Below are 23,326 nucleotides of genomic sequence, written 5' to 3'. Positions count from 1 at the left end.
TCACCACTCCCGTCGATCCCTTGGACGACTCTGATTTGACCGATCTCGCGGACAACCTGGGAGACCTGCCGCGCGCTGGAACCTCTACGGCGTCCGGGGCTCCCGAAGGGCGTGCCGGGGACGGCGGGTCCACCCCGTGGGACGACGGGCTCATCGCGCGGCGTGTCGCCAAGCAGGGTGGCGAGGTGGCGGTGCCGGCGGTGCCGGCGGGATCGGGGTCGTACGACGGGCAGTTGAAGCAGCGGCTCGACGCGCTGCGCGAGCTCGTCGGGCTCTCGCGGACGCGGCTCGACGGGGCGACGCTCGCCGAGGCCGGGCAGGTGCTCGACGAGGCGGCGGCCCGGCGCAGGCTGTCGTCGCGGCACACCGTGGTCGCCCTCGCGGGCGCTACGGGGAGCGGCAAGTCGACGCTGTTCAACGCCCTCGCCGGAGTGAACCTCTCGGAGACCGGGCTGCGCAGGCCCACCACCTCCGCGCCGATCGCGTGCAGTTGGACGGACGGGGCCGCGGGGCTGCTCGACCGGCTCGGGATTCCGGGGCGGGCGCGGCGGCGGCCCGTGCCGGGGCAGCAGGGGGAGGCGGAGCTCGACGGGCTCGTCCTCGTCGACCTGCCCGATCACGACTCCGCCGCGCCCGAACACCGCGAGCAGGTCGACCGGGTGCTCGGGCTCGTGGACGCCGTGGTGTGGGTCGTCGACCCCGAGAAGTACGCCGACGCGATGCTTCATGAGCGGTATCTGCGGCCGATGGCGGGGCACGCGGAGGTGATGTTCGTGGTGCTCAATCAGGTGGATCGGCTGCCCGGTGACGCGACCGAACAGGTTCTCGACGATCTACGTAGGCTGCTCGACGAGGACGGCATCGCCCTCGGAGAGCACGGGGAGCCCGGCGCCACGGTGCTGCCGCTGTCTGCCCTCACCGGTGAGGGTGTGGACGAACTGCGGGACTGTCTTGACCAGTTCACGGCCGATCGGAGGGCCGCCGCGCGTCGGATCGGCGCCGATGTCGACGCCGCCGCCGACCATTTGAAGCCGGTGTACGCGGTCGGGCGGCAGAGCGGGCTGAGCGAGGAGGCCCGTGAGGAGTTCGCGGACCGGCTCGCCGAGGCGGTCGGTGCGGCCGCCGCCGGGCAGGCCGCCGAGCGGGAGTGGAGTCGGGGCGCGGGCCGGGCCTGCGGCACGCCGTGGCTCAGGCTCTGGCGCTGGTACGAGGAGCGGCGCGCGGGTGAAGCGGCTGCCACGGCTCCCGCGGCCGTCGCCGACGATGAGGAGATCACGGCGCGGCAGCGCGTCGAGCACGCGGTGCGGGTGGTTGGTGACTCCGCCGCGGCCGGGCTGCCCGAGGCATGGGGGCAGGCCGTGCGGGAGGCCGCGGCGCGGGGCGGGGAGGGGCTGCCGGAGGCGCTCGACGAGTTGGCCTCCGATGTCTCCTTTGGTGCCTCCGATGCCGCCGATGATCACTTGGGGTCGGAGCAGGGCGCGTCGGCAGGGCGTCCGCCTCGGCCCGGTTGGTGGCCGGTCGCCGTGTTCGCCCAGGTGTTCATGACGGCGATTCAGGTGCTGGGTGTGCTGTGGCTGGTGGGGCAGGTCGTCGGGGTCTTCGCGTCGAATGTGGGCGTGCCTCTGCTGCTGGTGCTGGCCGGGATCGTGGGCGGGCCGTGCGTGGAGTGGTCGTGCCGGATGGCGGCGAAGGGGCCCGCGCGCCGGTACGGGCAGGAGGCCGAGCGGCGGCTCAGGGACGCGGCGGCGGCGTGCGGGAGGGCGCGGGTGCTGGACCCCGTCGCGGCGGAGCTGCTGCGGTACCGGGAGGTGCGGGAGCAGTACGTGAAGGTGGCCGGGGGAGTGGCGGTGGCCGGGGGAGTGACGGGGATTTCCACAACCCGCGGGTAGGGCACAGGCGTCGGCGGGGATCGCGGCGCGGGGGCAATCTGTGATCGCGGCTCGGGACGGGCTCGGGCCGCGTACGGATGTCCTGGCCGGTGCGGTCGGGGCCGGTGTCCTGGCCGGGTGCGGCCGGGGCCGGTGTCTTTGGCCGGGTGCGGCCGGGACCGGTGCCCTGGGCGAGCGAGGCCGGGGCCGTGGCTCTGGCTCAGCGGGGTCGGGGCCGGTGCCCTGGCTCAGTGGGGTCGGGGCGGGGGCTCTGACTCGGTGGGGTCGGGGCCGGTTGCGTAACGGGAGGGGTTCCAGATGGGTAGCGAGACGATGGTGACCGTGGTGGGGAACGTGGCGACGACCCCGGTTTTCCGGGAGTTGCCGACCGGGCCGGTCGCCCGTTTCCGGCTCGCGGCGCACACGCGCCGCTTCGACCGGGTGCAGAACGCGTGGGTGGACGGGCACACCAACTTCTTCACGGTGTGGGCCTGGCGCACCCTCGGGACGAATGTGCAGAGTTCGCTGGCGCTCGGCGAACCGGTCGTGGTGCAGGGCAAGTTGAAGGTGCGCGACGAGGAGCGGGGTGGGCAGCACTGGACGTCGGCGGACATCGAGGCGGTCGCGATCGGACACGACCTGTCGCGGGGTACGTCCGCGTTCCGGCGGCCGTCGCGGCCCAGCGTGGAGAACGCGCCGCAGGGTGACTCCCCGTGGGACGTGGTGAAGCCGGGGGACGAGGCGAGCGTGGGGTCCGATGCGGGGGCGGGGGGTGAGGGCGGTGCCGAGCCGGACATGGACGAATCCCAGTCCCCGTCCCAGCCTCAACCGGTGGGCTGACCGTTCCCGTTCCGAACCGCGACCCAACGGCCTCCCCGTTTCGGCGATTTGTCGATATGCCCAGCTCGGAAACGGTGTTGGCGATAACGATTGCGATTCGGATCGGTTGCCGGAAGGCGGCTCCGGGGATCACGCAAGATCATTTCCCTAGGATGCCGAGCGTGACTCCGGGGGCCGTGGGGACCGCTGCGCAGCGAGTGCAGCCACGGACCAGGAGTGCAAGGGCCAGCCGAAACACCGTGGTTGGCGTTGATTCTGCCGGCGGGACACCACCCCCCATGTGACAACACGTCCTGCCTGAAGGGGAATTACGTGTTTTCAGTGTGCTCATGGACCGCGCGGCGTGGGCGAGGCGCAGCCCGTCTCGCCGTGGCGGCCCTGATGTCGGGACTGATGGCGAGCGGCGCGATATCCGGCGCGGGTGTCGCGCACGCCGACGACGGTGCCACGGAACAGAGTGGTGCGAGCGCCACTCTGGGTGGCCTGGAGACGTACGACTCGGCTGTGATCCACGAGGCCGGGAAGGACGAGAAGGTGTCGGCGGGCCTGTTCCGGATGTCCGTCGAGGACGGCGGGACGCTCCAGACGTACTGCGTCGACATCCACAACCCGACGCAGCCGGACGCCAAGTACCGGGAGACGTCCTGGTCCGGCACGTCGCTGCACGACAACGCGGACGCGGGACGCATCCGTTGGATCCTGCAGAACTCGTACCCGCAGGTCAACGACCTCGCCGCGCTCGCCCGCAAGGCGCATGCGGGAAGCCTGACCGAGCAGCAGGCGGCGGCCGGCACCCAGGTCGCGATCTGGCGATACTCCAACAAGCACGACAAGGTCGACGTCGACGCCGTCAGTCCCGCCGCCGAGAAGCTCGCCGACTATCTGCAGCGCGGCGCGCGCGACCTGGCGGAGCCGCAGGCCTCGCTGACCCTGTCGCCGCAGGCCGTCTCCGGGCTGCCGGGCGAGCGCCTCGGCCCGGTCACCGTGCACACGAACGCCGACGGCGTCACGGTGCTGCCGCCCGCAGAGGCCGCCGCGGGCGGGGTCCGACTCGTCGACGAGAAGGGGGAGCGCGTCACCGAAGCGAAGAACGGCAGCCGGCTCTACTTCGACGTACCGAAGGGGTCCAGGGCGGGTTCGGCGGAGCTGACCGTGCAGGCGTCGACGACGGTTCCGGTCGGCCGGGCCTTCGCGTCCGACAGCAGAAGCCAGACACAGATACTCGCGGGCTCGAGCGAGTCCACGGTCTCCGCGACCGCGACGGCGAACTGGGGGAGCGAGGGCGCCGTGCCCGCGCTGTCCGCGCGCGAGAACTGCGCCGGGCACGGCGTCGACATCACGGCCACCAACAGCGGTGCCGCGCCGTACACGTTCACGCTGATGGGGACCCGGCACACGATCCCGGCCAAGGCGAAGCGGACGGTGACGATACCCCTGCAGGAGGACCAGGCGTACGACTTCACGATCAAGGGGCCGCACGGCTTCGAGAAGCGGCTGCGGGGCGTCCTGGACTGCGAGACGACCGCCGCGGCGGGCTCTGCGGCGGACGGCGGCCTGACCACCCAGACGACGACGCAGCCGAGCCCGGCGTCCGTCGGCGGAACCGGCAGCGGCAGCGAGAACGGGACCGGTACGGACCTCGCCGAGACCGGCAGCTCCAACGCGACGCCGATCATCGCGGGCATCGCGGTGCTGCTGGTGCTGGTGGGCGGCGCGTCGGTCGTCCTGGGCCGTAAGAGGAAGTCGCCCGACGAAGGGGAGTAGTGGCGTCGTTGGCTGGGCGGGTGGCCCCCCTCCGGCCCGCCGCATGCCGAGCCACCTGCGTTGTCATCGAGATGACAACGGGATGTGAACACCGGTGCCTAGCGTCAACCGCGTTGGTTGTCCGGCACGTTCACGATCCGAGGGGGACATCGCGTCATGTCGAAGACGAACAAGGTGGCAGGATCCGCAAGGGCCGCAAGGGCCGCAAGGGCCGCAAGGGCCGCAAGGGCCGCAAGGGCCGCAAGGGCCGCAAGGGCCGCAGGGGTTGTCCGCGCCACTGCCGTGGCGGCGGTACTGACCGCCGGTGGCGCCGTCGCGTTCGCGCCGGCCGCGCATGCGGAGGGCGCGGCGGGTGCGGAGGGCACGGCGGGCGCTGAGCACTACTACATAGAGATAGGCGGCACCGGTCCCACCACGAACAAGGACGGCTGCCCCAACACCACGTCCTCGTACGACGCCGCGAACCAGGCGTTCGGGCTCGGTGCCGCCGCGATCAAGGTCTGCTACCCGGCCTCCGCGGGCCCGCTCATAGGCCCCTCCGGCGGACTCGTCGAGCCGTCGGGGAAGGTCAACCCGGAGGCCCTGACCTCGCCGACGTACGACGCCAGTGTGCAACTGGGTATCGAGCGGGGGTTGAAGGCGGCGCAGGACACCCACAACGCGCACCCCGACGCCCAGCTCACGATCACCGGCTACTCGCAGGGTGCCCAGGCGGCGGACGAGGTGCTGCAGAAGATCGCGAAGGGGAACACCGGGATCCCGCGGTCGCAGGTCGACGGCATGCTCTACGCCGATCCGATGCAGCCCGACACCGGTTTCGGGGCGCGTGTTCCCAAGGGGCTCGGCATACCCGGCGTGGCGTCCGCGCCCGGTGCGGGGCCGGCGAACTTCGAGGGGATACCGGTCAGGCGGTTCTGCATCGTCGGCGACCCGGTGTGCGACCTGAGGTCCCTCACCAACGCGCCCGGCTACTTCAACATCCACTGGAAGTACCCGGAGTCCGCCATCCCCAAGAGCCTCACCCGGACCGGTGGGAACGGTGTGGAGTGGCTGAACGAGAACGGCGACCCGGTCTAGGAATCCGCTGAATCGGCTGAATCCGCCGAATCGGCCGAATCTGCTGAATCCGCCGAGCCCCGGCGCGGCCGTCGGTCGTGGTCGTGGTCGCGGCCGTGGTCCCGGTCGCGGTCCCGGTCGTGGTCGCCGAGGTCGTCCAACGCGCGGGAGATTCTCGCCCGGTTGGCGTCCGCGTCGGGCAGGGCGGTGCCGCGTTCGAAGAAGTCGCGGGAGCCGGAGAGGTCCTCGGCCACGGCGTCGTGCCAGAGCAGCCGGTGCCGGATCGCGAACCCCGGGGCGGCGTCGGTGCCCTCGTCCAGGACGGTGCGCGACCGGCGCCGCAGTTCGGCCGCCGCCGCTACGTTGCCCAACTCGGCCTCGGCCGTGGACAGTCGGTCGAGGGCGGCGGAGTACAGGGGAACATCCCCGAGGCGCCTGGCCAGGCTCTCCGCCTTACGGAGGGTGCCGACGGCCTCGGTGGGCCGCTCCAGGTCGAGTTGGAGACCGCCGAGGCGCAGCAGGGTCTTGCCCAGGAGCCTGGGGCTGCCCGCCTTCTCGGCCAGCGCGATCGCCTTCAGATAGCGGTCGTACGCCTTGTCGTGCTCGCCGAGCTGATGGTGCATGTCGCCGGCGCGCGTCATGATCGAACCCATCAGCCACTCGTCGTGCCTCAACTCGCCCGCGAGACGCAGGACTTCGGCGAAGTGGTTCATGGACTCGGCGACCCGCCCCTCCAGATTGGCGAAGGTCCCGAGACCGGCCGATGCGCGCGCCTGCTCATGCCGGTCGTCGGCCCGGCGCGCGATGTCCAGGGCCTCGCCGAACCAGCCACGGGCCTCCCGATAACGGCCCTGGACCCCGTACAGAATCCCGAGGCCGATCCGCAGCGCGGAGTCCATCCGCCGGTCGCCGGCCCGCGGCAGCAGCGGAAGCAACATTTCGAGCGTGGCGCGGCACTCGTGGAACCGGCCCTGCCGGGTGAGGTAGTCGACCAGGCCCTCGGCGATCCAGCACGCCTCGTCGATCCGGCCGACGGCCACCGCCTGACCGACCACGTCGACGAGTTCGCCGCCCGCCTCGTCCAGCCAGGCCGTCGCCTCCTCCCAGCCCGTGAAGGGGCCGGTGCCCCGCGGTCCGGTCGGGGTGGACGAGGTTCCCCAGTCGCTGGCGCAGCGGGCGGCGGCCACGTACAGCCGGAACACGCGTTCGCGGGCGGCCGAGGCCTCGGCGGGAGACGTGGCGGCGACGCGTCGCGCGTAGACCGCGACCAGGTCGTGCAGGCGGTAGCGGTCGGCGGTCACCCGCTGCGCCAGGCTCGCGTCGGCCAGGTTCTCCAGGGCGCGTTCGGCGTCCGGCGGGATGTCGTCGAGGAGGGCGGCGAGCGTCAGCCGGTCGAGACGTACGGTCGGCGACAGGCCGAGGACCCGGAAGGCGCGCTGTTCGGTGGCGGACAGCCGGGCGTACGAGATCCCGAACGCGGCTTCTACGCTCCGGTCCTCCACGGTGAGTTCGTCGAGGCGCCGCTCGTCGTCGGTCAGCCGGGCCGCCAGGGCGTCCACGGCCCAGGACGGGCGGTCCTGGATGCGGGCGCCGACGATACGCAGCGCGAGCGGGAGTCGTCCGCAGAGGGTGGCCAACTCGCGTACGGCGGCCCGCTCACGGCGCACTCCACCACCCTCTACCTCTTCTTCCTCTGACTCCTCTTCCTCTGCCTCTTCTTCGCCGCCGACGATGCGGGTCAGCAGTTCCGTCGCCTCGTCGATGCCGAGTGGGGAGAGTGAGACCCTGCGGTCCGCGTCAAGGCCGGTCAGGCGTTGGCGACTTGTCACCAGGACCAGGGAGCCGGGTCCCGCGGGCAACAGGGGGCGTACCTGTTCGGCGCGGGAGGCGTCGTCGAGTACGAGGAGCAGGCGGAGGGAGGCGGTCGCGGCGCGCCAGGAGGCGGCCAGCTCGTCCAGGTCCTCGCAGTCCTCGCCCGCGCCGGCGCCCACCGCCCGGAGTAATCGGCGCAGTACGCGCTGCCTGCCCACGGTCTCGCGGTCCTCGCGGTGCCCGTGCAGCTCCACGAACAGGCAGCCGTCGGGGTACCGGCCGCGCAGCTCCCGCGCCGCGCGCACCACCAGGGCGGTCTTCCCGACGCCCGCCATGCCGTCGACGGCCCGAATGGTGACCTCGTGGGGGTCGGTGGGGGTGAGGAGGAGTCGGTGCTGGCGTTCCCGGCCCGTGAAGTTGCTTGTGTCGACGGGAAGTTCGTGGCGGGCTTGGTGTCTACGGGGGGTGGGTTCCGGGTGCGGGCCCGGGGTCGGGCTCTGGCGTGTGTCGGCCGGCAGTGGAGTGGCGTCCGGGGTGTCGCCGCGGAGGACCGCCTCGTGGATCCGGCGCAGTTCGGGGCCGGGTTCCACGCCCTGCTCGTCCACCAGGCGGCGGCGCACCGTCGCGTACACGTCCAGCGCGTCGGACTGCCGGTCGGCGGCGTGCAGGGCACGCATCAGCAGAACGGCCAGGGCCTCGTTGTACGGGTGGGCCGTCGTCAGGGAGAACAGTTCCCCGAGGGCCTCGGAATGCCGACCGGAACGGAGCTGGCAGTCCACCTTCTCCTGCACCACCAGGAGCCGCTGCTCCGTGAGCCGCAGCCGCTCGCCCTCCGCGAAGGGCCCGGGTATCCCGGCCAAGGGCTCGCCGCGGAACAGTTCCAGCGCCCGGGACCACGCCTCCACGGCGGCCTCCCGATCCCCGGCCCCTTTCGCCGCGCGCCCCTCGGCGACGGCCTCCTCCCACCGGGCCACGTCCACGTACGCCCCGTCTTGGGCGGCGAAGCGGTAACCGCCACGAACGGTCTCGATCACCGGCCGCGTTCCTCCGCGGACACCGAGACGGCGGCGCAACCGATGCACGTACACGGGGATGACCCTGCTCCCCGTCCCGGGCGGCTCCGTCCCCCACACGCCGTCGAGCAGCTGCCGCCGGCTGACCGTGCGGCCCGGCCGCAGCAGCAGGGCGACCAGCAGCGCCTGCTCGCGAACCGGCCCCAGCTCCAGGCCGACGTCGCCGTGCCAGGCCTGGGGCGGGCCGAGGAGAGCGAAGCGAAGGTGCGGGTTCTGCGGGTTCACTTCTGTGGACAACTCGCTCGGAATCGGCACGCCGCGAGCGTACCCACGCCCTGATCATCCCCAGCCCGCTCCCGCCCCGACCCCCACAAGACCTGCGCCCGTCGCGTACGACGGCACCACATCGCGGGAGGCTTTACGGGGCTGTTCCTCGTCGCCCTGGCGGTGGCACTGCGCAGGGGGCGTCAATATCGGCGTGCGCTGAGTGCCGCGTACAAGTTCACGTTCGGGTGGGCGAATTGGATCACGCCGTAGGTGTGCCGTTCTGGCGCGTCGGTGACGCGGCTGGCTGGTGTGTGGCCGCTCAAGAATGACAGGCAGCCGCCGCACTCTGCGCATGCCGTTCATCCTGGGTCGGGCCCGTTGGTTGCCGGGGCGAAGCGATCGCGACGGGCAAGCCGGTGCCGGTGCCGGTGCCGGTGCCGGCACCGACACCGGGCACAGGCGGGGCCGTGTGGCACCCGTATTCTGCACCCCGACCGCATGGTACTGCCGCGGTACCATCTGGAATTGGCTATGAACCTTCGCATCCCCGAGGCGGTCGACGCCCGGCTCGCCGAGCGGGTCAAGCGTGAGCACCGCAGCAAGCACGAGTTGGTGATTGAAGCGATCGTCCAGGCCAACGAGCGTGCCGAAATGACCATCGACTCCGTCCTCGACGACCTCATGGACAGCCACAGCGAAATCCTGGACTACCTGAAGTGACCTTCCGGTACCTCCAGCTCGATGAAGTCATGAAGGTCGTCACCCGCGTCACGGGCAGCGAACACGCTGTTCGTGACGTCGGCCTGCTCGTCTCGGCCGTCGAGCGCCCCAAGGCCGACGTATTCGGCACCGAGGTCTACCCGACACTCCACGAGAAGGCCGCCGCGCTCCTCGACTCCCTTGCACGCAATTACGCGCTCGTCGACGGCAACAGGCGCACCGCATGGCTGTGCTGCATCGCCTTCCTCGCCTTCAATGGAGCCCGCACCGCCCCGCCACACGTCAGCATCGCGGGCCCTTTCGTCGAGGACGTGGCCCAGGGCCACCTCGAAGTCGCCACGATCGCCAAGCACCTCTCCGGCTGGTTCCCGGTCCAGTGACCCGGATATCTTCCCTGCACCTGCTTGACGGACAGCCGGTGTACGGGGCGGCCCGGCCGGCCGGTACGCTGCGCCGCGCCGTCACGCAGACACGCGACGCGAACACCGAACTGGGGGCGTGAGCCGCCGTACGTACTCGGCTCCCAGGACAGGCCCGCCCCTCGATACGGGTTTCCGCCAGGCGGTGGCCGTACGGCAAGATTGGGTGTTTCTCGCTGAACGAGGGAATGAAACAGCCCCTCACCAGCGACTTTCTCGCCAATGAGGGGCCGTGTCAGGCGGCTTGGGCCGTCTCTGGGCCACGTCAGCGGACGGGGGAGTGGCTGGCACCTAGATCAACGCGCATGACACGCCGCATTTCTTGCCAGGGGTCCCAGAGCTGTTGAAGTTCTCCTTCGATGTCTTCGAACGCACCGTTGGATCGTGGCGCACCCTCTTCCAGGAATTTGATCTTTCGGTAGGCGTCACCCAGCGCTATTGCCATGGAATCCAAGTGAGCCAGGACGACGGCCGAGGCGATCAACTGCGCTTCGGCGAATGCCGAATGATGCGCACGGCGTGCCTCGTCCAGCTCGGCACGTGCGTCAGGAGTGAGGTCCTCTCGATGCACATGCCAAAGGTAGTTCATGAGCTGCACGCGGTAGCGCCAGTAGGCGGCGCTTGTTGTGATGTAGCAGCCACGGCGCTCTGTCAGCTCCAAGCGTTCCTGCTCACGTAGCCACTGAGTGCGGAGGGCGGCTTGTTGCTGATCGAACTGATCCGCTTGGCTCCGAGCGAGCAGCCGCTGAGAGAAGATCGGGGCCAGGAGGGTGCCTGTCACGCCGACCACTGCGGCAACCAGTCCGATCACGGCACTGTTCACGAACTCCCCCGTTCTGCTACGCGGCCGTTCCAGATGCCGAGTCGCCGCGCGAGTGACCGGCCGCCGCATACATAGCGCTGATTGCCTTTCGGGTCCGAGTCTCGCTGCTCGGCATCAAGTGCGTATAGACGCGGAGCGTGAACCCGGGGTCGCTGTGTCCGAGGTAGAGGCTCAGCGCCTTGATGTTCTCTCCGGCGTCCAGGAGCGCCGAGGCGTAGAAGTGCCGTAGGGCGTGCTAGCCGTGCTCGCGGGCGGCGGCGTAGTGCTGGCCCTTCTCGGTGCCGTCCGGGCCGATGTAGCGGGTGCGGTAGCGGAGGCCGATGCCGTGGCGGTCGCTCTTGACCTTGACGGGCTTGGCGTTCGGGCCGGGCTCGGTCTTGGACCAGCGGTCCTGAATGTGTCCGACCATCAGGCAGCCACCGCCGTCTGCGTCTCGACCCAAGCGCGTACGTCGGCGGGGTCGAAGCGGGACGAGTCCGCGGCCGTGGAGTGGCTGACGCCCGATGAGGTCGCGGAGTAGAGGAATTGTCAAGAGTTGTGGATCGGCGAGCTGTGATCCAGTCCGATCATCCCTCGTCGAAGCACAGGCAGAAGGGATGGCCGGCCGGGTCGAAGAGCACCCGGACGTTCTCCTGAGGTTGGAACTCCGCCAGAGTGGCGCCCAGAGCAACCGCGTCGGCGACCGCCAAGTCCAGATCGCCGACCTGGAAGTCGAAGTGCATCATCGGACGCTGCTCACCGTCGACCGGAGGCCAGGTCGGGGACCGATAGCCGTCCGCCTGTTGGAACACGAAGAAGGGGCCCTGGGGAGAGGCGGCGACGATCGCCGTTCCCGGCTCCTCGTGGCTGACGTGCCAGCCCAGGAGTTCGGCGTAGAACCTCGCCAAGCCGCTGGGGTCCGGCGCTTCGATCGTCGTGCCCCACCACATGCCACCGGTTCGAGATTTCATTCCAGCACCCTGCCTTATGATCGCGTGCTTGTCGTGTGTGACGTGTGATCAGGCGGCGGTGGCCTCGGGGCGTTCGACGAGGTGGCCGTTCTCGAAGCGGGCGCCGTTGCGGACGAGGGCGACGGAAGGCCGGGCGCGGGCTAAGCTCGCCACCAAGAGACCGGGGGCGCTGATGGAACAGCAATGGCCGGAAGGCTCGAACGCCGACCCTGACGCGGCAAGGGCTCGCTACAACGCCGATATGCAGAGGTCACTCCACGCTGCTCGTGAACTGTTTCGCGTTGAGATGCCCATTGCGCACCTGGGCCTTGCCATCGTGATCGCCGCGAGTGTTTTCGTGGCCCTGGTCTGGTCTCCCAGTGCAGGAGCAATCATCGAGGCTGCCTTCGCTGCACTGTTCCTCGCCGCTTTGGCAGTGGCACTGTGGACCGGTAAACGCGGGTCGGAGGCAGTGCGCACGGCTTACAAGTTCGCCTTTGGCTGGGCCGATTGGATCTCACCGTAGTCAGCGCGCCCGTGCCACACCCGTGCCAGATCGACCGGGGAACCACGGGGAACGGCAGGCACGAAGTTGCCCGCACCGAGGGCCCGTTAGGTCGCTCCCTCGCAGGTCAGAGGCCCAACTCCCCCTAGATCACCCGAGCTTCCCAAGCTCACAGCGCGAGTTCGATTCTCGTCACCCGCTCCACGAAGAAGCCCCAGGCCATCGGCCCGGTGCCTCTTGTTGTGCGGATTCGCTCAGTCGTCACGTGCCACATCCGCACTAGAAGCTTGGAATCACCCGGCTTCCGTGTCACAGCCCGTCGGGGCGCTTCGTGCTCTGCGAACCGGCCTGCTTTGCTGACCAGCCGTGCCAACCCTGACAGGATCACCGCTCTCCTGAAGCGCTATCGAGCGCTGAAGCGGTAGTCGCCGTCCGTTCGTGCCCTTCGCGTGCCCGATAGGCCGGGGAGCCATGGGGAACAGCGGTCGCCAGAGGGCACCGGCCATGAGAAAGGCCCCCGACTGATGTTCCTGGTCAGGGGCCTTCAACCTGTGCGGTGGGTGTGGGATTGAGCCCACGGAAGCTCTCGCCTCGAGGGTTTTCTGGACCGACACGAGGCGCGAAGGAACTCCCTGGTCAGAGCCGCTTCGCTCCTGTTGAGTGTCTTGCTCGGCCCACACATGGCCCACAGGCCCACGATTGCTGATGTCGGCCAGCACTGGCGATGAACAAGTCAGAGCTGTTGCCGCTCATCGAGGTCGACGCGCTCCCACGAGGACCCCAACAAGCGCCAAGGCAACACTAAGAGGCTGCGCCGACGCTGGCACCATCGCGACGAGGCCGCATGTGGCTGCTGCAAGAGCGGCGATGCCGGCACCGGACCTCGCTCGGCTCCACCGGCCGACACGTGTTTGAGGCCGCAGCTCCTGTTCGCTTACGTTTTTCTCTAGCACCTTTTCCCTCCACTGGTTTGGGTGCGGCGGCCTTCCCGATGCCCCGGGGAGGCCGCCACTCGCTCGAACGCCCGACCTTCAGGCAGCCTCTCGGTGCCGGCCGACGTCCCACACCCTGACCTGCGGAAGCATGGTTTGCCCAACTCTGCGGACAGACCCTTTGGCCCGCATGTAGTTTCTACTCCGTACGACTCACTTAGCAGGTCAGAGCGCCGCGGCTGTGCGGCCAAAGGGTCGCAAAAGAGGTTCCAGGTGTCACGCGTTCACGACCGATACGCAGCTCGCCTGCAACAGATCGAAAGTCTGCGCACGCAGATCGAGCTTGCAGTGGGACATATCCAATCCTTTCGTAGCAAACTGCTATTTACTGTGCGCGGCGAATTCCTTCATTCGATTTCCGGTAACCCTCCAATCGCTAGGATAAGCGCGCCCCGCGGTGTCAACGTGCAGTTGTATCTACTTCTATTGATGGAGGCGCAAAGTAGGTCCCAGGGAGGTCAGCCAGCATCTAGCCAATTACCACTAGTTGCAGGGCCGAGAGACGTATCGTGGACTAACCTTGTCGTGTCACCGGCCAAAGCAAACCTTAATGCCGCAGTCCGAATCTCCGAACAGGGGAATCGCGCACGGCAAGTGAGATCAGCCTTCATCAGACTTGAACAGGAAGGGCTGGTCCGGATCGAATCGGGTAGACGTCGAAGTACGTTCAGGGCTTCGCTGCTGCACGAGTCCGGAATGAAAGGCACGACCCATCCGTACATAATCCCTTATCCATTTGAGAGCGCTCTCCACCTGCCACGGAGTTTCTACACGCAGGGGTGGATCTACCTTCTAACGCCTTCAGAGATTCGCATGTACATGGCGCTCAGGCACCTCAGTCAGCGACTGCCCCTCAAGCATGCGGAGGAGGGAGTTTATTGTGCCGGTTTCGAGCGAGTGAATGCCTACGCGATATCGCGCGATGTCTACGAATCTCATCTCACGCTATCGAAGTTTGGCCTAATTCAGAATATGGACAACCCGCTAAGGCATCGCGACGGAAAGTATGTGCGGGCACAAGAGAAACTAGCGGCAGGCAAAGCTCTACCGGCTCACAGATTCAAGGTGTGCCCTGACACGGCATTATTCGACCCCGCGTTCCAGCGAGTACGAAGAGGCCTTAAGTCCCTTCTGCCATAGCGCGACCATCAATCTTGGGAACAATGGCGAAGCGGGAGCGGTGTCAGACCTGGAAGTGGTCGAATCCGTCGGACCGGTCCAGGTGGAATGGCGGGCCAGGACGTGTCGGGTGCCAGCCCTGGGCGAGGGCCAATGCGATGGCGGCGCTCACGTCGCTGGGGAGCACAGCAGCACTCGGCGCTCCGAACCAGTTGCTGGCGTGAGGCTGGTTCGTGGTGACGACGAGGGTCGTGCCGGGGTCGTCTGCGTGTTCCACTGCGTACGTGCACGGCCTCGCGCAGAGGGCCTGGTCGTACGTCGGCCGGCCCCGCAGGCGCCAGCGGTAAGTCGTGCCGTCGACGACGATGCGTCGCGAGCCCTTGCGGTTGAGTGCCACAGCGTCCCCCCCCATGCCCTGTGCTGGCCGTGATGCTAGCTGGTCAGGACGTGGGGGAGTCGAGAGTTTCGGGCCGTCCCTGGGCCGTCCGAGGCCGCTCAGCAGTGACCAACGGCGACCACCAGTGACAGGTCTCCCAGGCGACGGCGCCAGGTCACAGCCGTTTGTCTGCGACACTGGAAGCGCTATGCCTAAGCCTGGAGAACTGGCATGACGCCGCCGGACGGGCTGACTACGGTGGTCCCGTGTTGGAAGACGATGGTGGTCTGGCCGCCTGGCTGGAGTCGAAGCGGCTACTCACAAGCCCCGAGCACAACATCGACACGTTGCGACGCCTGCTCGCAGAAGACGACGATGCGCTTCTGCTCTACGACTACGACCTGATCAGTGATCCGCAGACAGTTGCCATCGTGAGAGCTCAGCAACGCGCAGCGGGACAGCGCCGCCGTAGGCTGCGGCGACTGGCAACGCGCCAGCGTTCTGCGGAGTGACATCAGCCGATGACATGAACGTCCCGGGCGGCAACGGACTAGGACGGCCACAGGGGCACCGCCCCACCAGCATCGCGGGCGCTGAGCAGGTCGCACGCTCCAGTGATCGAACTCCTAATGCGGTGCTCACCTCGGTACGACGAGACGAAGCCAGTCGTCGAACGCAGAGAAGTCGGTCTCCGTGAGGCCTCTCCTCGGGTCTACGTGATGAAGCAACGACGGCCCGGGGTGGCTGGCATCGACCCACAGGCGGTCCATGGCGCTGATCTCGTCGTCGACCCAGATGAACGGGCGATTGTCGGCCCACTCGACGATGGCACGGGTCTTCCAGTGCAGACCGCGTGGGTCATCGTCGGCGCGATGGGCCGGCCATTCCACCACGGGTAGCCTCGGCAGTCCGATGCGAGGGGCGACGACCTCGTTCGCCTCCTCCATCCAGGTCGTCGCCCAAACGAGCTGACATCCCAAGGCCATTAGGTGCGGTCCGAGTTCAGGGTCGAGCCGCCTCAGTAGCGGGTTTCCCTGGTCGGTATTAGCCCAGGTGTCGGCGGCTGAGTTTTCTGACTGCCTGGAGGATGTCCCGAACGGGATCAGTGGGCCGTCGACGTCAAGGAAGAAGAGGGGACGCTCTGGGGTGCCTGTCACGGCGGCACCATAGCCCCGTGTAGCAGAAGAGGACTCTCGCCCGTTGCTGGGCCATCCTGGGTCGTCCGAAGGTGCTCAACACCGGCCGACAACGGCCAATGACGACCAGTCAGACGGGTCGCGATCAGGCCCTGGAGATGCGAGAACGCAGGCCAGCAAGATCCCCGCTAAGACCCAAGGCAAGACGACATCTCAGATTGCGTTGCGTGGCAGATCCGGCAGGTTGTGCCACGCGTGGCTACATCCGCCGACACAGTGCAGCGCCCGCCTGCGGGAGTCGGCAAGGGTGAAGAGGGCGACGAGCAAGCGGAAGGACTTGGTCAGTTCGTAGGACGGAAGTGCTTCCATTCCGAAGCGCCACTTCGTGAGCATCACCGCCGGCGTGTGCGTAGGACGGATGCCGGAACGCGCGATGCTCTCGGACACGTCCTCTGCGCGGGCGCGGGCCTGCTCGCAGAACAGCACCAGTGCGTGCAGGACCTTGCGTTGGTCGCCCTCTGAGAGACCCTTGAACCACTCGACGCCCTCGTCCACAGGTCTGAGCCCTTGTGCGAGTTCGTTCAGGATCGCCTCGTGTGCGTACAACACAAACCTCCACCCCCCTACGGTCCAGATCGACGGTACGCGCACGGCGGCCCGTGGGCAGCACGGTTGCCTGCGCCTGATGGCACAGCCATCTGACGCAAGGAGTCGGGCAGTTCCGCCCCACCACGGACTTGCCCGATCCGGAGGCAGACAGCAGTGGAGGGGCCAGGTTGGCTCTGGCCCCTCCACTGCTGTCTGCCTCTGTTATTAGCCGAAGGTTGCGGCTGGCGACTGTGGGTCATCCTCGCCTTGTCCCGGAGCAGGCGGCTCAGGTAGAGACAGTCGGTGGCCGCGGCTTACCGATACTCGAAGCGTTGCCTGTAGGGCGCCGGCCAGGTCGGCGGCTAGGCGGCATAGGTCATCTGGCGCGGCCTGCTTGTCGGCGAGTACATCTGTCGCGTGCTCCAGCAGCTCGGCTGCCAGCCCCAGTTGTACGGACTCGGTGTTGTCGGCCAGGCGGGACAGGTAGCTGTCTGCGTCGTCCGTTTGCAGGTAGCAGGGCTTTCCCTCGGGGCCCGACCACGGGAGGAGGCGTAGTTCGGTGGGGTACGTCATCCTTCCCTCCTCTCTTCTCCGGTCATGGGGTGCGTGATGAAGTACGCGTCCGCTCGGTCGCCGGGCAGGACCAGTACGGCGGCCTCTGCGACGTGGCCGGTGCTGTCGACTGCCGAGCGGCTGATGGTTAGGACGGACAGGGATGGGCTGATGCGGAGCGTCGCCGCTTCCTCCGGTGTTGGGTGGCGGGCGGTCACGCGCTCGCGGATCTCTGTCAGCGGAGGGTGGAGGTCCGGCGGTCCCGACCTGGGTTCTGCGCACGCATGTGAAGGCGACGAGTCGCCCGGGATGTAGATGCGGGCCAGGCTGTGTGGTGACTTTCCCTCGTGGCGGATGCAGAGGAACTGCGTCAGAGGGGTGCCGGCCGGGACGTCCAGGAGGGCGATCAGGTGGCCGTGCGCGCGGAGTTGGGTGGTGTGCACCGTGACGTGCAGTTGTGGCGTTGCTCCGGCAGCCTCGGCGCAGGTACGGCTTCCGCCGATGTACGTGATTCGGCGGAGCGGGTGGTGGACGAAATTGCCCTTGCCGTGGATTTTCTCGATGAGGCCTTCGGTCTGGAGGAGGGCGAGGGCGCTGCGCAGCGTCGGCGTGCTGACTTCGTAGTGCGTTGCCAAGGCTGCCTCTGCGGGGAGGCGGTCGCCCCCTTTGAAACGGCCGGTCGTGATCTGGGCTCGGAGGTCCTCGGCGATGGCCTGCCGGCGGGAAGGCGCGGTCACGATCATCGGCTCGCTCACCGGGGCCTCTCCGGTGCACTCTTCTTGATGGCCATCGCGTGGCACGAACAGCTGCACGTCTCGTAGATCACGGGGGCTTCGGGGAGAGGCGCGGCGGGCGAGGGGTGCGTGCACCTGGAGTGCGTGCCGATTCGGCACGCGCTTGATTGGTAGGGGGCGGTCGTCGACCGTGTGATGCCCAGACGTTGGCGTTGTGGCATCACGAGGCCCTCGCCGTCGTGCGGTGGCTACGGTTGGACATGCCGATCAGCTCCTATCGCTGATGGTCAGGCCCCCGGACATCGCCCGTCGCGGGGGTCTCTTTGTGTATGGCGGCCCATAAGGTGCGGCCGTTTGCACTGTTGGCCAGGAGGCCGAACCGGTCGGCTTCCGCCACTGCTTCCAGGGCCTCCCGCCATGCCTCGGCAGGGAGCGAGTCCGGGACCTCCGCTTCGATCGACGCGTGATTGGCGTGCTGTTCCAGGCGTGGGGTCAGTCCGAGGGAGGTCAGTCGTGCAGCGATGGCTTCGGCGTTCGCGTCCGAAGTCGGCACACTCAGCCCCCCCGTCATCCATCAGTCACGCTCCGTAAAGCTAGTTAACTAGATTAGGGCTAGTGGACTAGATTTTCCATATGTCTGAGCAGCCGCCCTATCTCCGCATCGCTGACGTGCTCCGACGTCGGGTCGCAGAGCATGAGTGGACGCCGGGGGACCGGCTTCCCTCGCGAGCCCAGATCGCCCAGGAGTGCGGGGTTGGTGAGAACGTCGTGCGCCGGGCGCAGGAACTTCTCATCTCGCAGGGCGTGTTGGAGGGGCGTGCTGGGTCTGGGACATACGTCGCCGCCGCTCGTCAGCGTGTGCGTGTCGTGCGGTCAGCGGCGCGCGAGCAGCCCGATGGGTCTCCGTTCCGTGCGGACATGAAGGCCGTCGGCAAGCAGGGGGACTGGGAGAGTCGCACCGAGGCCAAGGTGCCGGCGCCCGCTGAGATTGCCGGGCGGCTAGGCGTTGCCGAGGGTGATCTGTGCGTCCGCACCGTGTACGAGTTCCTCGGTGACGGCAGGCCAGTGCAGCTGTCGACGAGCTGGGAGCCCTACGACCTCACCGGAGGCACGCTCGTCGTTCTCCCCGAAGGTGGGCCGCATGCCGGGGCGGGGGTCGTGAACCGGATGGCCGCGATCGGGGTCGTCGTCAGTCACGCCGTCGAGCAGCCGGAGCCGAGGCAGGCCACCGCCGATGAGGCGTCGCTGCTGGGCATCCAGAAAAGCGCGCTCGTCACGCACATTCGGCGCACGTACTACAGCGACCAGGGTCGACCTGTGGAGACCGCGGACATCGTGGTGCCCGCCGCCCTGTGCGAGATCGTTTATGAGATCCCCGTCAATCCGAGCCTTCAGTAGGACTCGGAGGTGCCGCGCCGCGTACGTTGCCGGGCGTGACCACTTCGCCTGAATCCGTCGACAGTCGTGAAGAGCTGGCGGCCTTCGTTCGCTTCCTGCGCCGCAGCCAGGCTGAAGAGGGGAGCGCATGGGAGAACGCGGACCTCCCCAGCTTCCTGGAGGCCCTGGCCGCGTGGATCGACGACGCGGACGGTTGGTATCGCAACACCGGTCGCGAACTGCCGGCCGAGGGCGACTGGCGGTTCTTCGCGCGAGCCCTCCAGGCGGCGACCGTCTACGAGTAGTGCGGCCATCCCGGGCCGTCCCTGGGCCGTGCGAGGTTGCTCGGGGGCGACAAGTAGCGACCGACAGTGACGGGTTCGCTACGACGGGCCCAGCGGAAAGCCCAGTTCAGGGCCCCAGCCCGATACGGGTTTCCGCCCAGCGGTGGCCGTACGGCAAGATGGGGTGTATCTGCCCTGACGCGGTGGAGCCGCGTGATGCGGGGCCTTGCTGCGATACACACTTCGACTGCCGGACGGTTTCTCTTGGCTGAGTTCATCTACTCCATGCGCAAGGCGCGCAAGGCGCACGGCGACAAGGTGATCCTCGACGATGTGACCCTGGACTTCCTGCCAGGGGCGAAGATCGGTGTCGTCGGGCCGAACGGTGCCGGTAAGTCGACCGTGCTGAAGATCATGGCGGGCATCGAGCAGGCGTCGAACGGTGACGCCGTGCTCATGCCCGGGTACAGCGTCGGCATCCTCATGCAGGAGCCGAAGCTGGACGAGAGCAAGACGGTTCTGGAGAACGTCCAGGACGGCGCTGCCGAGATCATGGGCAAGCTCAAGCGGTTCAACGAGGTCGCCGAGCTGATGGCGACCGACTACAGCGACGAGCTCATGGAGGAGATGGGCAAGCTTCAGGAAGACCTCGACCACGCCGACGCGTGGGACCTGGACGGTCAGCTGGAGCAGGCCATGGACGCGCTGGGCTGCCCGCCCGGTGACTGGCCCGTCAACAATCTCTCCGGTGGTGAGAAGCGCCGCGTCGCGCTCTGCAAGCTGCTGATCGAGGCGCCCGACCTGCTGCTCCTCGACGAGCCCACCAACCACCTCGACGCCGAGTCCGTGAACTGGCTGGAGCAGCACCTCGCCCAGTACAAGGGCACCGTCGTGGCCATTACCCACGACCGGTACTTCCTCGACAACGTCGCGGAATGGATTCTTGAGCTCGACCGTGGGCGTGCCATCCCCTACGAGGGCAACTACTCCACGTACCTGCAGAAGAAGTCCGAGCGCCTCAAGGTCGAGGGCAAGAAGGACGAGAAGCGGCAGAAGCGGCTCAAGGAGGAGTTGGAGTGGGTTCGCTCCAACGCCAAGGGCAGGCAGACCAAGTCCAAGTCGCGTCTCGCCCGCTACGAGGAGATGGCCGCCGAGGCCGAGAAGATGCGGAAGCTGGACTTCGAGGAGATCCAGATTCCGCCGGGCCCGCGGCTCGGCAACGTCGTCGTCGAGGTGGACAACCTCAACAAGGCGTTCGGCGACAAGGTGCTCATCGATGATCTGAGCTTCACCCTGCCGCGTAACGGCATTGTCGGTGTTATCGGGCCGAATGGTGCCGGTAAGACCACGCTGTTCAAGATGCTGCAGGGGCTTGAGGAGCCGGACTCCGGGTCCATCAAGGTCGGCGACACCGTCAAGATCTCGTACGTCGACCAGGGCCGCGCCAACATCGACCCGAAGAAGACCCTTTGGGCGGTCGTCTCCGACGAGCTCGACTACATCAATGTCGGTCAGGTCGAGATGCCGAGCCGCGCGTACGTTTCCGCGTTCGGGTTCAAGGGTCCCGACCAGCAGAAGCCGGCCGGCGTGCTCTCCGGTGGTGAGCGCAACCGCCTCAACCTCGCGCTCACCCTCAAGCAGGGCGGCAACCTGCTGCTTCTCGACGAGCCGACGAACGACCTGGATGTCGAGACCCTCAGCAGCCTTGAGAACGCGCTGTTGGAGTTTCCGGGGTGTGCTGTCGTCGTGTCTCACGACCGGTGGTTCCTCGACCGGATCGCCACGCACATCCTCGCCTACGAGGGTGACTCCAAGTGGTTCTGGTTCGAGGGCAACTTCGAGTCGTACGAGAAGAACAAGATCGAGCGGCTCGGCCCGGACGCCGCCCGTCCGCACCGTGCCACGTACAAGAAGCTGACCCGCGGCTGATGGCTCGCCACGTATACGCCTGCCCCCTGCGCTGGGCGGACATGGACGCGTACGGGCACGTCAACAATGTCGTGTTCCTCCGGTATCTGGAGGAGGCCCGTATCGATTTCCTGTTCCGGCCGGACAAGGACTTCCAGCAGGGGTCGGTCGTGGCGCGCCATGAGATCGACTACAAGCGGCAGTTGGTGCACCGGCACCGTCCCGTGGACATCGAGCTGTGGGTGAGCGAGATACGGGCCGCGTCGTTCACGCTCGCCTACGAGGTCAAGGACGAGGACGTCGTGTACGTGCGCGCCTCGACGGTCGTCGTGCCGTTCGACTTCGAGGCGCAGCGGCCGCGGCGGATCACCGCCGAGGAGCGGGAGTTCCTGGAGGAGTACCGGGACGAGGACCGGGACGGCGGCGCGGACCGTGCGGAGGCGCTCGTCGCATGAGCGGGGCCGCGGCGAACGTGCTGTTTCTGGCCGACCCGGGGGAGGCGGGGGATCTCGCCGCCTTCCTCGGGCGGCTGCTGCACTACGACAGGGCGGCCGCCGTGCGGCTGCGGGCGCAGGCCGGTGGGCAGGCGCTCGCGGTGTTCGGCAGGCCGCCTTCGTTCGAGGTGCTCGCCGTGCGTACGGCGCGGCTGCTCAAGCCGTACGAGGACGGGATCGAGGACGCCCTCGATGTGACCGTGTCCGCGGGGGAGTTGCTCGATTCCGTCGATGAGGCGGGCGCGACGCTCGCGATTCCCGGCGCCGTCACCGGGCCGCCCTGGGCCGGCGTGCTGCCGCCGCTGGGCGGCTGGGAGCGGGTGGCCGGGTTCCCGGACGCCGCGGAGCTGCGGCGGATCGTGAAGGGCGTCGTCGGTGAATTCCGGTCGCGGGTCGAGGAGTTGGCGCCCGAGGACCGTACGCGCGGCGAACTCGATCGCATCGGGCGTGAGGTCTGGTCGCGGGAGATCGGGGAGAGCGGGGCTCCGGTGCGGATCGTGCATGCCGCCGCCTCGCTCGGGTTTCTGCGGGGGGACGAGGTCGAGTTGAGGGTGGCCGGGGCGTGGGTGCGGCTGCGTACCCCGTACGGGTCCGTGGCCGTGCGGCGGGCGTCGGCCTCGCCGGTCGGGCTCTCGGTCAGCCCCGTCTGATCGGGGCGACCGCGGAACGGTCCCGGGGCGCTGCCCCGAACCCCGCTCCTCAATCGCCTCAGGGGCCTGCGGAGGGCCAGATCTGGATGTGGTCCTCCTCCAGTTCCAGGAGTACGCGGTCGCGCATGCCCAGCGACTGCGTGTATTCGGCGGGGAGTTGGAGGCGGCCCGCGCGGTCCAGCATCGCGTACTCGCGCGAGACCAGGGACTCCTGTCCGGTGGCCGCGTCCACGTGCGTGTGGCGCAGCACCTCCGTCGAGGTGCGGCCGTCGCGGATGGCGACGGTGCGGCGCACCTCGTTCGCGACCGTCTGGTCGTGCGTGACGATGACGACGGTCGTGCCCAACTCCTCGTTCGCCGTGCGGAACGCGGCGAAGATCTGCTCTCCCGTGTGCGAGTCGAGTTCACCGGTGGGCTCGTCGGCGAGGAGCACCTTCGGGTCGCCCGCGAGGGACACGGCGATGGCGACGCGCTGCTGCTGGCCGCCGGACATCTGCCCCGGGCGGCGGTCGCGGCAGTCGGCCACGCCCAGCAGCGCGAGGAGTTCCTCGGCGCGGGCCGCCTTCTGGGACTTCTTCCGTGTCTTCCGCGTATCGCGCGTCCCGCTTCCCCGCCCGTGCAACTGCATGGGCAGCGCTACGTTCTGAGCTGCCGTCAGGTACGGGAGGAGGTTGCGGGACGTCTGCTGCCAGACGAAGCCGACGATCTCGCGGCGGTAGCGCAGGCGGTCCTTCGACGTCATCGTGAGCAGGTTGTGGCCCGCCACCGTCGCCGCGCCCGCGGTGGGTTCGTCGAGGCCCGCCAGGATGTTCATCAGCGTCGACTTGCCGCTGCCCGACGCGCCGACCAGGGCCAGCAACTCGCCCTCGCGGACCAGCAGATCGAGGCCCTGGAGGGCCTGCACCTCCACGCCGTCCGTGCTGAAGACGCGGACCAGACGGTCGCAGGTGATCAGGGCGTCGTGGCCGTACGCGGGGCGGTCGCGGTGGGCCGTCGCGCGGCGTTCGAGGTCGGCGAGGGTGGGTTCGGCATCCGGTGCGTCCGGTGCGTCCGGTGCGGGCATGTCGGGTGGTCTCCCGGTGTCGTCGGTGCGGAGTAGG

The 23,326-nt window shown here is 68.3% G+C and carries 24 protein-coding genes and 1 pseudogene; 14 read left to right on the top strand and 11 right to left on the bottom strand.

The window, feature by feature from the left end; genetic code table 11:
• Positions 1-20: 20 nt before the first annotated feature.
• From RBJ65_RS16050 to RBJ65_RS16035, 4 genes are all read left to right on the top strand, one after another.
• Positions 21-1,889, top strand: a complete 1,869-nt coding sequence (locus RBJ65_RS16050) for a GTPase (protein WP_372341330.1) — start codon at positions 21-23, stop codon at positions 1,887-1,889.
• Between the two features lie 297 nt (positions 1,890-2,186).
• On the top strand, positions 2,187-2,708 hold the full coding sequence (locus RBJ65_RS16045) for a single-stranded DNA-binding protein (RefSeq protein WP_306320533.1): 522 nt from the start codon (positions 2,187-2,189) through the stop codon (positions 2,706-2,708).
• Between the two features lie 312 nt (positions 2,709-3,020).
• On the top strand, positions 3,021-4,472 hold the full coding sequence (locus RBJ65_RS16040; protein WP_372341331.1) for a Cys-Gln thioester bond-forming surface protein: 1,452 nt from the start codon (positions 3,021-3,023) through the stop codon (positions 4,470-4,472).
• Between the two features lie 282 nt (positions 4,473-4,754).
• A complete protein-coding gene (locus RBJ65_RS16035; protein ID WP_306320535.1) occupies positions 4,755-5,549 on the top strand; it encodes a cutinase family protein in 795 nt (264 codons plus the stop codon).
• Here the strand turns inward: RBJ65_RS16035 and RBJ65_RS16030 are convergent.
• On the bottom strand, positions 5,546-8,668 hold the full coding sequence (locus tag RBJ65_RS16030) for a BTAD domain-containing putative transcriptional regulator (protein WP_306320536.1): 3,123 nt from the start codon (positions 8,666-8,668) through the stop codon (positions 5,546-5,548). The two genes, RBJ65_RS16035 and RBJ65_RS16030, sit on opposite strands and share 4 nt — an antisense overlap.
• 477 nt (positions 8,669-9,145) lie before the next feature.
• Here RBJ65_RS16030 and RBJ65_RS16025 point away from each other — a divergent pair, with 477 nt between their 5' ends.
• From RBJ65_RS16025 to RBJ65_RS16015, 3 genes are read left to right on the top strand one after another with little or no spacing between them, the layout of a single operon-like run.
• On the top strand, positions 9,146-9,340 hold the full coding sequence (locus tag RBJ65_RS16025) for a hypothetical protein (protein ID WP_372341332.1): 195 nt from the start codon (positions 9,146-9,148) through the stop codon (positions 9,338-9,340).
• A 29-nt stretch (positions 9,341-9,369) separates the two neighbouring features.
• Positions 9,370-9,720, top strand: a complete 351-nt coding sequence (locus RBJ65_RS16020; protein ID WP_306320563.1) for a type II toxin-antitoxin system death-on-curing family toxin — start codon at positions 9,370-9,372, stop codon at positions 9,718-9,720.
• Entirely contained in the window at positions 9,717-9,842 is a 126-nt protein-coding gene (locus RBJ65_RS16015; RefSeq protein WP_306320537.1) for a hypothetical protein, read from the top strand. The genes RBJ65_RS16020 and RBJ65_RS16015 overlap by 4 nt, the downstream gene beginning before the upstream one ends.
• 182 nt (positions 9,843-10,024) lie before the next feature.
• Here the strand turns inward: RBJ65_RS16015 and RBJ65_RS16010 are convergent, their stop codons facing one another.
• From RBJ65_RS16010 to RBJ65_RS15995, 4 genes and pseudogenes are all read right to left on the bottom strand, one after another.
• The gene (locus tag RBJ65_RS16010; RefSeq protein WP_306320538.1) at positions 10,025-10,582 is read right to left on the bottom strand and encodes a hypothetical protein; all 558 of its coding nucleotides are present in this window, start codon (positions 10,580-10,582) and stop codon (positions 10,025-10,027) included.
• Positions 10,583-10,598: 16 nt separating this feature from the next.
• A pseudogene (locus RBJ65_RS16005) lies at positions 10,599-10,844 on the bottom strand (tyrosine-type recombinase/integrase); the annotation flags it as partial.
• Positions 10,818-10,991 (bottom strand): hypothetical protein, encoded by a 174-nt coding sequence (locus tag RBJ65_RS16000; protein ID WP_306320565.1) that lies wholly within the window; start codon positions 10,989-10,991, stop codon positions 10,818-10,820. The pseudogene RBJ65_RS16005 and the gene RBJ65_RS16000, both read right to left, overlap by 27 nt.
• A 157-nt stretch (positions 10,992-11,148) precedes the next feature.
• Positions 11,149-11,532: a VOC family protein gene (locus RBJ65_RS15995; protein ID WP_306320539.1), complete on the bottom strand. Its 384-nt coding sequence runs from the start codon at positions 11,530-11,532 to the stop codon at positions 11,149-11,151.
• A gap of 172 nt (positions 11,533-11,704) precedes the next feature.
• On the opposite strand from RBJ65_RS15995, the gene RBJ65_RS15990 reads away from it, so the two are divergent.
• Positions 11,705-12,037, top strand: a complete 333-nt coding sequence (locus tag RBJ65_RS15990) for a hypothetical protein (protein WP_306320540.1) — start codon at positions 11,705-11,707, stop codon at positions 12,035-12,037.
• Positions 12,038-14,191: 2,154 nt separating this feature from the next.
• On the opposite strand, the gene RBJ65_RS15985 is transcribed toward RBJ65_RS15990, so the two are convergent.
• The gene (locus tag RBJ65_RS15985) at positions 14,192-14,524 is read right to left on the bottom strand and encodes a hypothetical protein (protein WP_306320541.1); all 333 of its coding nucleotides are present in this window, start codon (positions 14,522-14,524) and stop codon (positions 14,192-14,194) included.
• Positions 14,525-14,769: 245 nt separating this feature from the next.
• Between RBJ65_RS15985 and RBJ65_RS15980 the strand changes: the two genes are divergently transcribed.
• A complete protein-coding gene (locus RBJ65_RS15980) occupies positions 14,770-15,015 on the top strand; it encodes a hypothetical protein (RefSeq protein ID WP_306320542.1) in 246 nt (81 codons plus the stop codon).
• 126 nt (positions 15,016-15,141) lie between these two features.
• Here RBJ65_RS15980 and RBJ65_RS15975 read toward each other — a convergent pair whose 3' ends face one another.
• From RBJ65_RS15975 to RBJ65_RS15960, 4 genes are all read right to left on the bottom strand, one after another.
• Positions 15,142-15,660 carry an HAD domain-containing protein gene (locus RBJ65_RS15975; RefSeq protein WP_306320543.1) on the bottom strand — a complete coding sequence of 173 codons (519 nt, stop codon included), beginning with the start codon at positions 15,658-15,660 and terminating at the stop codon, positions 15,142-15,144.
• Positions 15,661-15,852: 192 nt separating this feature from the next.
• On the bottom strand, positions 15,853-16,248 hold the full coding sequence (locus tag RBJ65_RS15970; RefSeq protein ID WP_306320544.1) for a DUF5958 family protein: 396 nt from the start codon (positions 16,246-16,248) through the stop codon (positions 15,853-15,855).
• 548 nt (positions 16,249-16,796) lie between these two features.
• Positions 16,797-17,522, bottom strand: coding sequence for a GntR family transcriptional regulator (locus tag RBJ65_RS15965; protein WP_306320564.1), 726 nt, complete (start codon positions 17,520-17,522; stop codon positions 16,797-16,799).
• Between the two features lie 265 nt (positions 17,523-17,787).
• Positions 17,788-18,084, bottom strand: a complete 297-nt coding sequence (locus tag RBJ65_RS15960) for a hypothetical protein (RefSeq protein ID WP_372341333.1) — start codon at positions 18,082-18,084, stop codon at positions 17,788-17,790.
• 62 nt (positions 18,085-18,146) lie between these two features.
• Here RBJ65_RS15960 and RBJ65_RS15955 point away from each other — a divergent pair, with 62 nt between their 5' ends.
• The 5 genes from RBJ65_RS15955 to RBJ65_RS15935 all read left to right on the top strand — a co-directional run bounded on the left by RBJ65_RS15955 (position 18,147) and on the right by RBJ65_RS15935 (position 22,226).
• Positions 18,147-18,911, top strand: a complete 765-nt coding sequence (locus RBJ65_RS15955) for a GntR family transcriptional regulator (protein WP_306320546.1) — start codon at positions 18,147-18,149, stop codon at positions 18,909-18,911.
• Positions 18,912-18,946: 35 nt separating this feature from the next.
• A complete protein-coding gene (locus tag RBJ65_RS15950) occupies positions 18,947-19,195 on the top strand; it encodes a hypothetical protein (protein WP_306320547.1) in 249 nt (82 codons plus the stop codon).
• Between the two features lie 243 nt (positions 19,196-19,438).
• Positions 19,439-21,103 carry an energy-dependent translational throttle protein EttA gene (gene ettA, locus RBJ65_RS15945; RefSeq protein WP_306320548.1) on the top strand — a complete coding sequence of 555 codons (1,665 nt, stop codon included), beginning with the start codon at positions 19,439-19,441 and terminating at the stop codon, positions 21,101-21,103.
• Positions 21,103-21,537: a thioesterase family protein gene (locus RBJ65_RS15940; protein ID WP_306320549.1), complete on the top strand. Its 435-nt coding sequence runs from the start codon at positions 21,103-21,105 to the stop codon at positions 21,535-21,537. The genes ettA and RBJ65_RS15940 overlap by 1 nt, the downstream gene beginning before the upstream one ends.
• Positions 21,534-22,226: a hypothetical protein gene (locus RBJ65_RS15935; protein ID WP_306320550.1), complete on the top strand. Its 693-nt coding sequence runs from the start codon at positions 21,534-21,536 to the stop codon at positions 22,224-22,226. The genes RBJ65_RS15940 and RBJ65_RS15935 overlap by 4 nt, the downstream gene beginning before the upstream one ends.
• Before the next feature lie 58 nt (positions 22,227-22,284).
• Here RBJ65_RS15935 and RBJ65_RS15930 read toward each other — a convergent pair whose 3' ends face one another.
• On the bottom strand, positions 22,285-23,289 hold the full coding sequence (locus RBJ65_RS15930; protein ID WP_306320551.1) for an ABC transporter ATP-binding protein: 1,005 nt from the start codon (positions 23,287-23,289) through the stop codon (positions 22,285-22,287).
• Between the last annotated feature and the right edge of the window lie 37 nt (positions 23,290-23,326).

Origin of the sequence: Streptomyces sp. KL109B (genome assembly GCF_030766935.1) — a bacterium.
In the GTDB taxonomy this organism is placed as follows: Bacteria; Actinomycetota; Actinomycetes; order Streptomycetales; family Streptomycetaceae; genus Streptomyces.
This window is presented reverse-complemented; position numbering and strand designations above follow the sequence as displayed.

Bases quoted from the DNA above. Each gene is read 5' to 3' on its own strand.
- RBJ65_RS16045 (WP_306320533.1), top strand. From the start codon at position 2,187: ATGGGTAGCGAGACGATGGTGACCGTGGTGGGGAACGTGGCGACGACC.
- RBJ65_RS16020 (WP_306320563.1), top strand. From the start codon at position 9,370: ATGAAGGTCGTCACCCGCGTCACGGGCAGCGAACACGCTGTTCGTGAC.
- RBJ65_RS16000 (WP_306320565.1), bottom strand. From the start codon at position 10,991: ATGGTCGGACACATTCAGGACCGCTGGTCCAAGACCGAGCCCGGCCCG.
- RBJ65_RS15995 (WP_306320539.1), bottom strand. From the start codon at position 11,532: ATGAAATCTCGAACCGGTGGCATGTGGTGGGGCACGACGATCGAAGCG.
- RBJ65_RS15990 (WP_306320540.1), top strand. From the start codon at position 11,705: ATGGAACAGCAATGGCCGGAAGGCTCGAACGCCGACCCTGACGCGGCA.
- RBJ65_RS15965 (WP_306320564.1), bottom strand. From the start codon at position 17,522: ATGATCGTGACCGCGCCTTCCCGCCGGCAGGCCATCGCCGAGGACCTC.
- RBJ65_RS15960 (WP_372341333.1), bottom strand. From the start codon at position 18,084: ATGACGGGGGGGCTGAGTGTGCCGACTTCGGACGCGAACGCCGAAGCC.
- RBJ65_RS15955 (WP_306320546.1), top strand. From the start codon at position 18,147: ATGTCTGAGCAGCCGCCCTATCTCCGCATCGCTGACGTGCTCCGACGT.
- RBJ65_RS15940 (WP_306320549.1), top strand. From the start codon at position 21,103: ATGGCTCGCCACGTATACGCCTGCCCCCTGCGCTGGGCGGACATGGAC.
- RBJ65_RS15935 (WP_306320550.1), top strand. From the start codon at position 21,534: ATGAGCGGGGCCGCGGCGAACGTGCTGTTTCTGGCCGACCCGGGGGAG.
- RBJ65_RS15930 (WP_306320551.1), bottom strand. From the start codon at position 23,289: ATGCCCGCACCGGACGCACCGGACGCACCGGATGCCGAACCCACCCTC.